The 12,569-nt window shown below is 54.9% G+C and carries 13 protein-coding genes, 2 pseudogenes and 1 riboswitch; of the genes and pseudogenes, 6 read left to right on the top strand and 9 right to left on the bottom strand.

The annotated features are described in order from the left end of the window. The first annotated feature begins 161 nt into the window (after positions 1–161). From F591_RS0113610 to F591_RS0113600, 3 genes are all read left to right on the top strand, one after another. A complete protein-coding gene (locus F591_RS0113610) occupies positions 162–995 on the top strand; it encodes an AraC family transcriptional regulator (RefSeq protein WP_019535162.1) in 834 nt (277 codons plus the stop codon). Positions 996–1,201: 206 nt separating this feature from the next. Further along, positions 1,202–1,313, top strand: a riboswitch (guanidine-I (ykkC/yxkD leader). A gap of 95 nt (positions 1,314–1,408) precedes the next feature. After that, positions 1,409–1,753: a DMT family transporter gene (locus F591_RS0113605; RefSeq protein ID WP_019535161.1), complete on the top strand. Its 345-nt coding sequence runs from the start codon at positions 1,409–1,411 to the stop codon at positions 1,751–1,753. Continuing rightward, positions 1,754–2,068: a DMT family transporter gene (locus F591_RS0113600; RefSeq protein ID WP_019535160.1), complete on the top strand. Its 315-nt coding sequence runs from the start codon at positions 1,754–1,756 to the stop codon at positions 2,066–2,068. A gap of 34 nt (positions 2,069–2,102) precedes the next feature. Here the strand turns inward: F591_RS0113600 and F591_RS28090 are convergent, their stop codons facing one another. From F591_RS28090 to F591_RS0113565, 7 genes and pseudogenes are all read right to left on the bottom strand, one after another. Next, positions 2,103–2,360, bottom strand: coding sequence for a DUF7667 family protein (locus tag F591_RS28090; RefSeq protein WP_051109191.1), 258 nt, complete (start codon positions 2,358–2,360; stop codon positions 2,103–2,105). 48 nt (positions 2,361–2,408) lie between these two features. After that, positions 2,409–2,894: an SRPBCC family protein gene (locus tag F591_RS0113590; protein ID WP_019535158.1), complete on the bottom strand. Its 486-nt coding sequence runs from the start codon at positions 2,892–2,894 to the stop codon at positions 2,409–2,411. 109 nt (positions 2,895–3,003) lie between these two features. Next, a pseudogene (locus tag F591_RS0113585) lies at positions 3,004–3,387 on the bottom strand (MFS transporter); the annotation flags it as partial. 219 nt (positions 3,388–3,606) lie between these two features. After that, positions 3,607–5,718: an LTA synthase family protein gene (locus tag F591_RS28085; protein WP_019535156.1), complete on the bottom strand. Its 2,112-nt coding sequence runs from the start codon at positions 5,716–5,718 to the stop codon at positions 3,607–3,609. A 143-nt stretch (positions 5,719–5,861) separates the two neighbouring features. Continuing rightward, positions 5,862–6,506 carry an ABC-2 transporter permease gene (locus tag F591_RS29610; RefSeq protein WP_019535155.1) on the bottom strand — a complete coding sequence of 215 codons (645 nt, stop codon included), beginning with the start codon at positions 6,504–6,506 and terminating at the stop codon, positions 5,862–5,864. Continuing rightward, positions 6,499–7,365, bottom strand: a complete 867-nt coding sequence (locus tag F591_RS0113570; protein WP_019535154.1) for an ABC transporter ATP-binding protein — start codon at positions 7,363–7,365, stop codon at positions 6,499–6,501. Before F591_RS0113570 ends, F591_RS29610 begins: the two co-directional genes overlap by 8 nt. 3 nt (positions 7,366–7,368) lie before the next feature. Further along, positions 7,369–7,746 (bottom strand): GntR family transcriptional regulator, encoded by a 378-nt coding sequence (locus F591_RS0113565; RefSeq protein WP_019535153.1) that lies wholly within the window; start codon positions 7,744–7,746, stop codon positions 7,369–7,371. Positions 7,747–7,905: 159 nt separating this feature from the next. Between F591_RS0113565 and F591_RS0113560 the strand changes: the two genes are divergently transcribed. Together F591_RS0113560 and F591_RS0113555 are read left to right on the top strand one after the other, a co-directional pair. After that, positions 7,906–8,205: a hypothetical protein gene (locus F591_RS0113560; protein WP_245581043.1), complete on the top strand. Its 300-nt coding sequence runs from the start codon at positions 7,906–7,908 to the stop codon at positions 8,203–8,205. A 112-nt stretch (positions 8,206–8,317) separates the two neighbouring features. Further along, positions 8,318–8,512, top strand: a pseudogene (locus tag F591_RS0113555) (LLM class flavin-dependent oxidoreductase); the annotation flags it as partial. A gap of 85 nt (positions 8,513–8,597) precedes the next feature. On the opposite strand, the gene F591_RS28075 reads toward F591_RS0113555, so the two are convergent. After that, complete coding sequence (locus F591_RS28075; protein WP_019535150.1) at positions 8,598–10,157, bottom strand: glycoside hydrolase family 28 protein; 1,560 nt, start codon at positions 10,155–10,157, stop codon at positions 8,598–8,600. Between the two features lie 23 nt (positions 10,158–10,180). Next, on the bottom strand, positions 10,181–10,843 hold the full coding sequence (locus tag F591_RS0113545) for a hypothetical protein (protein ID WP_019535149.1): 663 nt from the start codon (positions 10,841–10,843) through the stop codon (positions 10,181–10,183). A gap of 490 nt (positions 10,844–11,333) precedes the next feature. On the opposite strand from F591_RS0113545, the gene F591_RS0113540 reads away from it, so the two are divergent. After that, positions 11,334–11,999, top strand: a complete 666-nt coding sequence (locus F591_RS0113540; protein WP_019535148.1) for a PDDEXK family nuclease — start codon at positions 11,334–11,336, stop codon at positions 11,997–11,999. Positions 12,000–12,569 lie beyond the last annotated feature (570 nt).

The raw sequence follows: 12,569 nt of genomic DNA, 5'->3' as shown, positions 1-12,569 counted from the left end.
ATCCCTCCGAACCTAAAAAATAATAACGCTTTCATTTCTTGCTGCCCAAGTCATGTCTTGTTCATTGCTTGGCTGATTTCATTGTATTGAAAATTGCTCCCCGGCGGAATATATAATATACTTGGATTTGTAATATATCACTGTCCCAGAGAGGTCATCCGATGAATATTTCCGTCCTGGAAAACATGTTTCCGCAATTTACGTACGTCGCCGACCGCAAATGCACCGCCAATTGGAAGTTCCAGGGAAATACCGTTTACGATAAGCATAACCTGATCCTTGTTTATGACGGCGAGGCGGAGCTGAGGTGCAACGATCGCGTTTTCACGGTTTCCAGAGGGGATTTGGTGTACTATAAACCGTCCGATTTCCGGCTCGGACACACGTTCCCGGATCGCCTGATGCAGTGCTTTACGGTCGATTTTCTGTATACTTGTCCCGTACTGTCCGGCAACGATTGGGAGTTTCTGGACATGCCCCTCCCCTTCTCCACGGTGGAAAAAATCAATGACGAATTTCTGTTCTCCCGTTTGCTGGATCTATTTGCGAATTTCACGAGAACGTGGTTATCCGGAAACTACAATAAAGTGCCGCGGGGAAGAGCCATATTTATGGAAATGCTGACCCTTCTGCTGCAATGGAAAAGCGGTGCGACCTTCAGCTATGATAAAGTGCGCAAAGTGGAGAAAGCGATCAATTACATGACGGATTGCTTCGATACGCAGCTCACGCTCCAGGACATCGCAGGCAAGGTCGGCATCAGCCCGTCTTATTTTGGCGGGATTTTCAAGGAAGTGACCGGCGTGTCGCCCATTCATTATTTGCTGGGCATCCGCATCCGGAAAGCGAAGGAATTGTTAAAAGACGGGTATTCTGTCACCGAAACGGCGCAGAAGGTCGGCTTTAACGATATATTTTACTTCAGCAAAAGCTTCAAGAAGTTTGAAGGGATGACGCCTTCGCAATATATTTCGTTAACATTGAACGACTTCTGAATGGCCGGCCTCTTGACGGTTATTCCCAGCGTCCCTCTCCCGCCGCGTTGGATCGGGCACCAGATGATGCTGCCATATTTGTACTATATCACTGTAAAAATCACCTCTCGTCGGCATCATCCGCTCGCCTGCGAATGCCTTCAGCCGAGACGTTCGCCGCGGGTTGAGTTATTGCTCGCCATGCCTTATAATAAGGCCAATTGCATATTACAGGTTTCTAGGGTTCCGCGGCTCTTATTGGCATTAAGCGGCCGGACTGGTCCGAGGGAAACTGCGCGGCGCGGCCGTGTAACACGGAGGGATAGAAGCCCGGGAGGTATCGTCTAACGATGCTTCCCGGGCTTTATTTTTTTCGATCGCAAGCGGTCTCGCGTCCTGTAATTACGGTTGCTTAAAGAAAGGAGAATGAAACGATGAACCAATGGCATTGGGGCAAAGTATTCGTCGCGGCCGTCTTCGAGGTGCTCTGGGTGATCGGGCTCAAGCACGCGGACAGCATGTGGGCATGGCTCGGCACCGCTGCGGCCATCGTCATCAGCTTCTACCTGATGGTCACCGCGACTAGATCGCTGCCCGTCGGTACGGTATATGCCGTCTTCGTCGGCCTGGGAACGGCCGGAACGGTGGTCGCCGGCATCGTATGGTTCGGCGAGCCCGCTAATCCGCTCAAAATCACCCTCATCCTGGTGCTGCTGGCCGGCGTGATCGGCCTCAAGCTCGTGACCCCGAAATCCGCAGAGAAAGGAGCTGAATCGTAGGTGGCGTGGCTGTATCTTGTGCTTGCCGGCATGTGCGAAATGTTCGGCGTAGCGATGATCAACAAGCTGAATCAAACCCGCAACATTCAGACTTTTGTGCTGCTGCTGGCCGGATTCGGCGCCAGCTTCCTGCTGCTGGCCGCGGCGATGAAAACATTGCCGATGGGGATCTCGTATGCCATCTGGACAGGCATCGGCGCCTCCGGCGGCACGATCCTCGGCATGGTTCTGTACGGCGAGCCGAAAAATGCGCTGCGGATTCTGTTCATCGTCATGGTGCTCGGCGCCGCCGTCGGCCTCAAGCTCGTATCTTGACGGCTCCAACGGATGGAGGCCCCCATCCCGGGCCTTATTGATGGATGCCCGGATAGGAGCCCCATCCGTACTGCCGCTCCAGCTTCTCGATTTGGGCGCATATCTCATGCTGCCATTCGCTATCGTGCGTCATGGAAGCGGCCAGCGACATATTGTGGAGGCTGGCAAGCCTTCTTGCGAACATCGCGTTGTACTGCAGGCAGATGGATAGCTCGGACTCCTCTTCCTGCGTCAGCTTCCGGCTCTGCTGCAGCGTCCACAGCTCGGCCATTCTCCAATGGACAGAAAGCATGGGGCTTCCCCCTCCCTGTGATCGTACTGGTGCTACTTTCCAGTATGGTCAAGGGCGGGGCGGAATAGACGTGGCAGAAGCTTTTTCCTCAGCCAACTCCTTTAACCGAAGATTGCGATGCTCCAGAAACTTCTTCATGTACCACCGCAGCACAAGCGCTTCGGCAATTCGGCCCAATAGGCCGAGCGGAGCTTCGAAGACGAGAACATCCCGCATCAGCGTGCCTTCTCCCCGGCGTGCGAAATGATGCTCATGCCGCAGGCTGCGAAAAGCGCCCTGCACCATTTCATCGACAAAATATACCGGACGCTTGTACGCGCTGATTCTCGAAGTCAAATGCTGCCGCACGCCCAAATGCGTCGCCCGAAATGTCACCGTCTCGCCTTCGCCGATGGGACCCGAAGTCACTCCTGCCACCGCCTCTTCTCGCGTATGCTTCCATACCGTGCGGGTATGCACTCCGATATCCCGGGCCAGATCGAAACAAAGCTCAATCGGAGCGTGAATGTAGATTTCGATAGTGATTGTAACCAAGTGCTCGCCTCCCGCCAGCATCCTTCAAGCCGCGGCAAGACCCGCCTGACCGACTGTACCCGAGCGAGTCATGCGGATCGTGCCCGAATGGTTGCTTCTATTATATAAGTTATATCAGCTGCTGCCGTCTTTTTAAGTACACAAACAAAATGATGCCGCTGATGGCGCTGAATGCCGCACACAGGCCGATAACGCCATAGCCTGCTTGCAATCCCCGCAGCAATCCGATGGCGGAATCTGCGCCAAAGGAGCGCTTGACCAGCTCAATGACACCGCCGATCGCATAATTGCCAATGACGCTGCCCAGCCCCATCAGCGTAACGGTGAACGTAATGGCGGTATCGCTTCCCTTGGGGTAGCGTTTGGCAATAAAGGCCATCACGGTGGGATAAATCATGGCGATGCCGATGCCGGATGCCGCGAATAAAAAGGCCAAAGCTTCTCCTCCCGCAATGGCGGCGAATGTGCACAGCGCCGATGAACCGGAGAAAATGCCCCGCCAATCCAGCGTATAGACAAAAATCATAAATCCGATAAATATAACTGCCAGTTGAAAAGCATAAACCATGCTCATTCCGTGTTTGTTCATGGCCAATGGATTCCTTTCGGGTAATCTAAAGCCTTTATGTATCCGCGGGACGCCTCATTTAGTATAGTTCAATAAACGCAAAGAGAGAAGCCCCTCCGTCAAAGCGGCTTCTCCCTTCCAGGCTCACTCCGATTGCGCCGATACGGCGAACTGCGTCTGCGAATACTCGTTCGTGCGGGCGACGACGAAATCTTTGGAATCCTTGACGACCACCTCGATATTCCATGGCGTCCGCTGTGCGCTATCCGGATCGATCTTGCAGCTCAGCTCCCGCGTATTGTTCCAGACCGTCTCGACCGGATTGCCGTTGATCGTCACGATGCTGTTATGCGGGAACTCGCGGCCGATCACCTTCAGCCGCCGCTCCGCCCCTTCCGCTTCCAGCTTGACGTCCTCGATGACCATCTTGCCCAGACCCAGCACAAAATGCTCATCCCTGATCGTCTGCTTCCAATCGCCATAGGCGTACTGCTTGCCGAAAATAATGTCGTACTGCAGCTTCTCGTACACCTTCAGCGCTTCTTCGCTGATCCCCATCTCGGCGTAATAATTTTTCGGGGGGATGACGGGCGTCTTTTGCGCCAGCTGGTACAAATAATCCGTGTAATAGGAGCCCTGCCTTTGCGCCAGCTTCAGCACGTACGGCCCGAGAAACGACGGGCTCATGTTCAGCTCGTCTTTATGCTCCGGCAAGTAATTGTTCCAGACGAGCACGGGAACGCGGTACATTTTCTCCAGAAAATCCGGATCGTTTTCTTTCAAATAGCCGCTGTCGATATACGCCTTATAATTGTCGCCGAGGCTGGGCATATGATCGCCGAAGAAGACGATGATCGTCGGCTCTCCCTTGCGTTCGTAATGGCTGACCAGCTGCTTCAGCATTTCGTCCGCGCCGGTCAACCCCTGCGCATAAGTCTCGAACAGCCCCTTCGACTCGCCGGTCACGCCGGTGACTTCGATCGTATTTTCCTTGAATTTTCCGGGATAATAATGGTAGTGGTTCTCCATCGTATTGGCAAAAATAAAGTCCGGCCCCGGCGTCCGTTCGGTGCTCTCGATCACATATTTGGCGACGAGGCGGTCGGCAAGGTAAGGCCCTTCATAATCGGGCTCCATAAATTCCTGCGAAATATATTTCGAAAATCCGAAATGACGATATACGTGCTTGCTGTTGTAAAACCAGCTGTGGAACGGGTTGATGGCCGTCGTGGCGTACCCTTCGCGCCTCAGTATGCTGGCCAGGGAGTCGATCGGATGCGAAACGTGCTGGTTGTACGGCACCGAGCCTTGCGGCAGGAAGCGCATCGAGTTGCCTGTCAGCACCTCGAACTCGACATTGGCGGTTCCTCCTCCGTACTGCGGAGACAGCAGCTCGCCGCTCGTATATTTGCTGACCAGGGAATGATAGAACGGCAGCGGGTCGCGACTGAACTTCAGCCCTTCGATCTGGGTCGCGTCCCAGAACGATTCGCTCAGGATCACAATGATGTTCGGCTTGATCTGTCCCGGTTCCGGCACCGCTTTCGGCACGGAGGAGACGATCGCCTGGATCGAATCGGCATTGTAGCCTTCCGGCTCCTCCTGGAACAAATATTCCATATTCATGAGCGTTGACAGCAAAAACCCGTTCGTCTTGATGTTCTCCGTCTGATCCCAGGCCAGATTGTGGACATGGGCCAGCCGCTTGAGCGACAGGCCTTCATTGCTGCAGACCGATGCGAACAGCCCGATTGAAAGCGCAACCACGACAATCCGCCTTTTCCAGTTCAATCGCCAGTCTATGCGGGGAAGCTTGTAGAGCAGCACGAGGCTGACAGCGATGAACGTGATGATGCATGTTACGACCGTCATGTTCAGCAAGCCGCGAAGATACGACGCCATATCCTTCGTCTCGCTCGTCAGCAGCAAGTCCCAGGGAAGGAACGGAACGCCCAAAATGTCCAGCTTGATGCCGCTAATGAGCGCAAACAGCAAGCAGACCGATGCAACGAGCCAGAACGACCATCTCACGCTGCCGGTCGCTCCTGCAAGCAGCAGCAGCATGGACAGAACGATCAGGCTGTTGAGCACAAGCTCGGGCCAGGCATGAAAGCTCCAGCTGAGCGTATCGCTCAGGCGGCCCCGGCTGAGCAGCTCGACGGGCAGCACAATCCATAATGACCAAAGCAAGAGCGGCATGCGCCGGGTCGCTTTCAGACCGATGCGGCGGATGCGCTGAAGTTGCAGCTCCCCCATAATTTCACCCATATTAATTTTTTGTAAACGACAAGCAAAGTATATCATATTCGGGGCGGTTGTCGTAACATTTTTTTAACAATTTCCGGACAAAAACAAAAAAGCGCGGGCCCCGTATCGGAACCCGCATCTCATGCCATGAATTAAAAGTCTTTTTTCTGATAAATGACCGTCGACAGCTTCCACGACAGAAGGGTGACGATGCACGTGAAAGCCGCGAGATACAACATCATGACCGGAAGCGAAGTCGACTGAAGCAGCTGCAGCACGCCGCCGATCGTCCCTGCAAAACGCTGGGTCACCAGCCATTGAATGATGTTAGCCGAAATCATGCCCAGAAAGAGCAGGCCGAGCATCGCAATCCGGACATATTGGCCGCCGAATTTGTAATACAGCGGATAAAAGACGGCGCCGGCCAGCATCACGCTTGAGATGACGATGACGAAGTCCTGCCACTGCACAATCTGGAAGTCATCCGGCGCAACGAACCACAGCATCGCCCACGAGACGATGGCGGATGCGCCGACCGACAGCAGACCGAACGCGAAGAACGAAGCATATTTGGCGCTGACGATTTGCTTGCGGGAAACCGGCAGGCTGTTCAGGAACATGTCGCTCCTGTTTTTCTCATCGAAATGGTTGGCGTTCAAGATGAGCAGCCAGCCTACGATGGATGCGGTCGCCGCCGGAGGCAGCGGCTGCATGATCGTCATCGCTACCGTGTAGATAACCACGAACAGGAGCGTTTTTTTGAGCAGGCGAAAATCTTTCATCACCAGGCTATACACGGTCATTCCCCCTTGCCGTATAGTACATGATATCTTCCAGCGTCGCTTTTTCCACCAGCGCTTCCCCTCCGAACAGCCGGGAGGCCGTCGCCAAATCGCCGGTCAGTCCCTCAAAGCCGTTGTCCGTTACCCGCAGGCCGACGAAATATTTTTTGGTATCGCCGTCCAGCAGCTCCTTGGGGCCTTTGATCAGGCCATACGATTCCGCCAGCGATTCCTTATCCGTTTGAAAAACCATTCGTCCTTTATAAATGAATGCGATATAATCGGCAATCTGCTCCAGATCCGTCGTAATGTGCGTGGAGAAAAAAACGGTCTTCTCTTCGTCCTGAAGAAAATCGCGCAGGATGTTCAATATTTCTCTGCGAAACACCGGATCCAGGCCGGAAGTCGGCTCATCCATAATGATCAGATCGGCATGATGGGACAAAGCGACGGCGAGCGAAAACTTCATCTTCATCCCTTTGGACAGCTCCTTGATCTTTTTCCGCTTGGGAACCTCGAACTGCTCCAAATAGGTTCGGAACTGCCCGTCGTCCCAGCGCTCATAGAACGGTGCGATCAGTTTTTTCATCTCCGCGACGGTCAAATCTTCGTAAAAATAGTTTTCGTCGTACACGAAGCCGATGCGCTGCTTGATTTCCCGCTCATGGCGGGCGATATCGCGGCCGAAAATATGCACGCTGCCGGCGTCCTTGCGGACAAGGTTCATGATGCAGCGAATCGTCGTGCTCTTGCCTGAGCCGTTCGGTCCGATAAACCCGGTAATAAACCCTTTCTTGACCGACAAAGAAATATCTTGAAGGGCAAAGCCCGGGTAACGCTTGCTGACACGATCCAGTTGAACCGCATGTTCCATTCGTTATCGCTCCTCCTTGTACAATAGCTCGATGATTTCCTTGAGCTGATCCAGGCTGACATCCAATTCCTTGCACTCGTCAACGATCTCCGTAAGCCGCTCCTCGATGAGCTGAATCCGCTTCTCGCGAATCAGCTCCATATTTTGCCCGGCGATGAACGAGCCCTTCCCTACAACCGAGGTAATATAGCCTTCCCGCTCCAAATCCTCGTAAGCGCGCTTCGTCGTAATAACGCTGATCTGGAGGTCTTTGGCCAATTGACGAATCGACGGCAGCAAATCGCCCTCCTGCACCTCGCCGCGGTAGATGCTCTGCTTGATCTGCTTCTTGATCTGCTCGTATATCGGTTCCTTTGAGGAATTGGAAATAAAAATGTTCATTTGCACCTCAATAAATTTAGTGTACCTTGTGTATATATATAATATATACAATATTAACGGTTGTCAATGGCCAAAAAATATTTTCAGCGCCTCGGGAGCGATCAAAACGTTGGCCGTCTTATCAGGCTCGGCGGCTGTCATCGTTGCCTCGGCGTATGGGTGAATTTTGTCCTGTTCGGGAACGCTAAGGGCGAGGTGATTGCCGTGTTCTATGTGTGCGCCGTATGCAACGGCATGGAACGATGGGCGCCGCTCTGCCCGGCATGCGGCGAGGCAGCGGAAGACAGGGGCAGGCTAAGCGATTACTACGATCCTTATGCTCCGTACCGCCCCATCGACGATTTGAAAATGACGAACGGCTATAACGATCTCGATCGGCATCAATGCATCCACTCGATCTTTTGCGAACAATGCGGCCAGTCGTTTGTCCAGGCGGTGCAGGAGCTTGCTCTGGAATAACGCGGCGAAGCGCCGGATTATGCTTCCCCACGCCTCTCCACATTATGTATAGTTGGTGACTTTTGACTAGTCGCTTCTATTTTGTTACATTCAATGGAGAGGTGAACCGACTATGATTCGCTTAAGCATATTGGATCAATCCCAAATCGGCGAAGGGCGGACCGCATCGGATGCGCTGAGCGAAACGACGGGGCTGGCCATGGAAGCCGACCGGCTCGGCTACCATCGCTACTGGGTTTCCGAGCACCATGTGTCGAGATCGCTGGCCCATTCCAGCCCGGGGATTTGTATCGCCCATCTTGCTGCGGCGGCAGGCGCCGCGTGCGAAAGCCCCTGACAGCGCAAAAAGCCCTTCTCCCGCTGGGAAAAAGGGCTTAACGCATTTTCCTATGTTATTCCGACTCGGGCAGCCGGTTCGCCGCGGCGAAATAGGGCGGCTCGCTCCCGTCGCAGAAGCGGACTGCGGCCTTGGCGCGGGCCAAATCGTTGCCGACGACGAACATTCCGTCCGGGTCGACGCGCTCCAGCGACAGGAACGCCTCCGTGCCGGCTTCGGCCTTGCAGCCTTCCACGGAAAGACCGCGCACGCCGCTAAGCTCGACCGCGTTCATTCCTTCCCGCGCCGGAGCTCCGCGGAAGCCTTTCAGCGTGAGCCGTTCCAACTCTTCGCCGTACAGCGCGTTGCTCCAGTGCTCGTTCCTCTCGCTGTCCCACGCGATCTCCGCGTCGATCAGCGCAACGTCCCGCGCATACCGGCAGAAGATAGCGGGCACATGGTGCGGGAACACCCCGCGAACGGAAGGCTGCGTATCGAAGAGCCCGCCGGGATAGCCGCTCTTGCGGCGCATGTTCAGCCGGATGCCGCGCAGCGCGATATCCTCGATGACGCTTTCCTCCGAGCCTTCGAGATAAATGCCGCCTTCGCTCTCCATGACGATCTGCTCGAACCGGATATTGCGGATATAGCCCGGATGATACTGCCCGTTGCGCCGCTCGGCCGTGATAAAGATCGGCTCGCTCTTGCCCCACCAGCGCAAAGGCCGCTCAATCTCCCGCTCGTCGCTGAACAGCCTCGTCTCGATGACGATGTTCGAGAACAGAAGGTTCTCCACCGTCGCTCCGTCGCGCACCCAGATGCCGATTCCACGATTGGAATTGCGCACGACGCAATTTTGCACGACGATATTGCGGATATCGGCATGCGTCTCCGTTCCGATCTTCACCGCGGAATCGTGGGTCGTCATCGTGCAGTTCGTGACGGTAATGTTCTCGCTGGGGCCATATCGTTCCGCGCCGTACTTGGTCGTCTTGATGACGATGCAGTCGTCCCCGGTCTCGATGTGGCAATCGGAAATATGCACGTCCTGACAGCAGTCCGGATCGATGCCGTCGTTGTTCGGCCCGCGCAGCTGTCCCAAAATTTTAATGCCGTGCACATTCACCCTCCGGCAGCCGGTCAGATGCAGCCCCCAGGACGAGGCCCGGTACAAGGTCACGTCCCGGAACAAGACGTCGGTGCAGCCTTCGAAATCGATCAGCTTGGGGCGAAACGGCCCGAGCGGCAGCAGCACGTGATCGCTGTCTTCGTCCTCCGGTTCCAGAAACTGCTCGCCGCGGCCGTCGATCCTGCCAAGCCCCGTCACCGAGACGCGCTCGGCGTGACGGGCGCAGAGCAGCGCGCTGCTGCCCTGCCCTTCGCTGTACGTCTGGCCGTCCCCGGCCGGAACGGCGAAGTCCTCCTCGTCCATGCTGCTTACGATGACCGCCGCCGCTTCAAGATGAAGATTGACATTCGACTTCAGCATAATCGTCCCCGACAAATAGCGGCCGTGCGGCACAACGACCGTTCCGCCGCCGCCTTCCGCGCAGGCGTCGATCGCCGCCTGGATGCTTGCCGTATCCTTGGTCAGCCCGTCCCCGACCGCTCCGTAATCCTTGATGTTGACTTGCATCGCTCCTTCATCTCCTTCGAACGTTACTTGAATTCGTCGTCTCCGCAATACAGCACAAAGAGCGGATCGATCGGCTTGAAATACAGATGCCCGTCCTCCCACGGCTGAAAATGAAGATCCATGCGCGAATCGTTCCAATCGGCCGGTGTCCCGGACGTGTTCAATTTTTGGGGAAGCACCGGCTCCTCGATTACCTGGGGAAATTCCTGATAGCCGAACAGCAGGTTCTCATGCATGGCGATGATCTCATATTTGTCCCCGAGGAACGCCCTTTCTTCCTGCAGCTGATAATGGTAGTAAATATAGCTGGCCATCATCTCCGGCTTCAGATGCGCCACCCGGCCCACCCGCCGCTCGACCGGCTGCTTCCTCAGCCAATGCTCATATCCCGCCGGTTCGTTAAAATGAAACACGTCGATCATCGGCACCCATTTGCGCTTATGCGGCTTGCCAGGCCAATCCTCCAGATGCGCCTCGATCGGGGCGAACACCGCTTCCGGCTCGATCTCCCGCCGGATGCACTCGTAATAGAGAAAGAGCTGGCCCCTCCATTCGTAAGCGGCAAAGGTCATCACCTCGCCGTCCGTCACAAGCTGCCGCGCCCGCTCCCGCACTTCGGCAAGCTTCTGCTTCCCCGCTTCCTCTCCGCCGGCCGCCCATTGCCCGCGGTACATCATTCGTTTCATTGTCAACGCTCCTATCCCTCCGGTATCAACGATCCTATCCCACGGCGAGTTGATCGGATCATCATTCGATTGGCAAGACGAGTACGCTTTACGGGCTGCGATCTTTCATGCCCTTTCTCTCAATATTTCTCCCAAAATTCGCCACTAGCCTCTTCCATTGTGACCGCTTCACGGCTTAACTTCAATCGTACTTTTTTGCAATGGTGATCGCTTCGCCACTTAGCTTCGCTCAGACTTATTGCAATGGTCATCGCTCCACCACTTAGCTTCGCTCAGACTTATTGCAATGGTCATCGCTCCACCACTTAACTTCGATCAGGCTTTTTAAACGGATTGAATTCATATAGCTACCCGATCTCCGCGAAATTTTTCTATTGAAAGAATTGCCCCTTCTCATGGTATAATCACAAGAGACGAAGAACGTCCTCAAGATACCGTTTGGGTACCTGAGGGCGTTCTTTTTCTATTTTTTCGCTGGGAGGCGGTATTCATGGACTTCGAACAGGCGCACAACGCTTGGATCGAGCGTCACCTGTCGTTAAGATCGGGGGAACGCAAAGGCCGGCTGGCGAGGGGACATCGCTACGCCGAGAAGCTGCTGCTCCAAAACGTCTGGTGGCCGCTCTTCGGCAACTTCGAGCATTTGCATCCGGAGTACGAGGTATACGATTGGAACCGCAAGTCGCAGTTTCTCGATTTTGCCTTCCTTCCGCCGTTCGGCCGGTTCGGCCTGGAAGTCGACGGATTTCAAAGCCATGTAAAGGAGATGGATCGAGAAAAATTCAGCTATGCTCTCAATCGCGACACCTTTTTGACGGGGATGGGCTGGAAAATGATTCATTTTTCCTTCGACGATGTACAGCAGCGGCCGGAAGTGTGCATCATGCTGCTGCAGATGCTCATCGGCCCTTACCTGATTCGCAGCCGTTCGGCAGGGCCGATCACCGCCGCGGAGAAAGATGTGCTGCAGCTTGCCTGGAGCCTGGGCAGACCGATCCGCGCCAAAGATGTGGCCGATGCCTGCCAGGTCAATTACCGCACGGCGCGCAAGCGGCTGCAAGCCTTGGTCCATCTCGGGGCACTGCGCCCGATCGTCCGCAGCAAATACGCGAGCTCTTATGAGCTGAACGAAGGAATGCTGGAGCTTCTGCTGTAAAGGGCGGCGCGGCGCTCGCGGGTGGGGACCGCCGTTGACTCGCGGGTGGGGACCCGCGTTAGCTCGCGGCTGCGCGGCGCGGCGCTCGCGGCGGACGGCGGGGCTTCACGCTGACGGGTAGCGGTGTTTCGATACAGCCCCCTCCAGCTTTCGCATTTTGTGACGGTTCCACCAATCGGTAGTCTTAGGAGGCGGAACAGCAATGTTCCCCCTCCTTCGCTATTGGTATAAACGGAGCGTATGCCTGCCCAATTCATGAGCCGCGTACCTCGCGCACTCGCTATCGGCAGAATGGCTAATCAAATTCTGCACTTTGTACAACTTTTTCAGCGTTCTAATAGAATCTCTACCCAAATCTTGCATTTTGTACAATAATCCCACCCTTAAAAGCCCATTTGAACGAAATTCGTCCATTTTTGTTGTACTTTTTACAACATTTGCACGAATATTCGCTGATTACAGCCACAATTGTTGTAGAAAATGCAACATTTGCCGCAGCCTGCTCCATTTCGCCCGCCCCTGCCCCTCTGCTACACGATGCACACAGCTTCCTCTCGCAACATGGCCTAA

The organism is Paenibacillus ginsengihumi DSM 21568 (assembly GCF_000380965.1).
GTDB lineage: Bacteria > Bacillota > Bacilli > Paenibacillales > NBRC-103111 > Paenibacillus_G > Paenibacillus_G ginsengihumi.
Note: the sequence above shows the minus strand (reverse complement) of the source record. Positions and strands in the feature narration are given on the sequence as shown.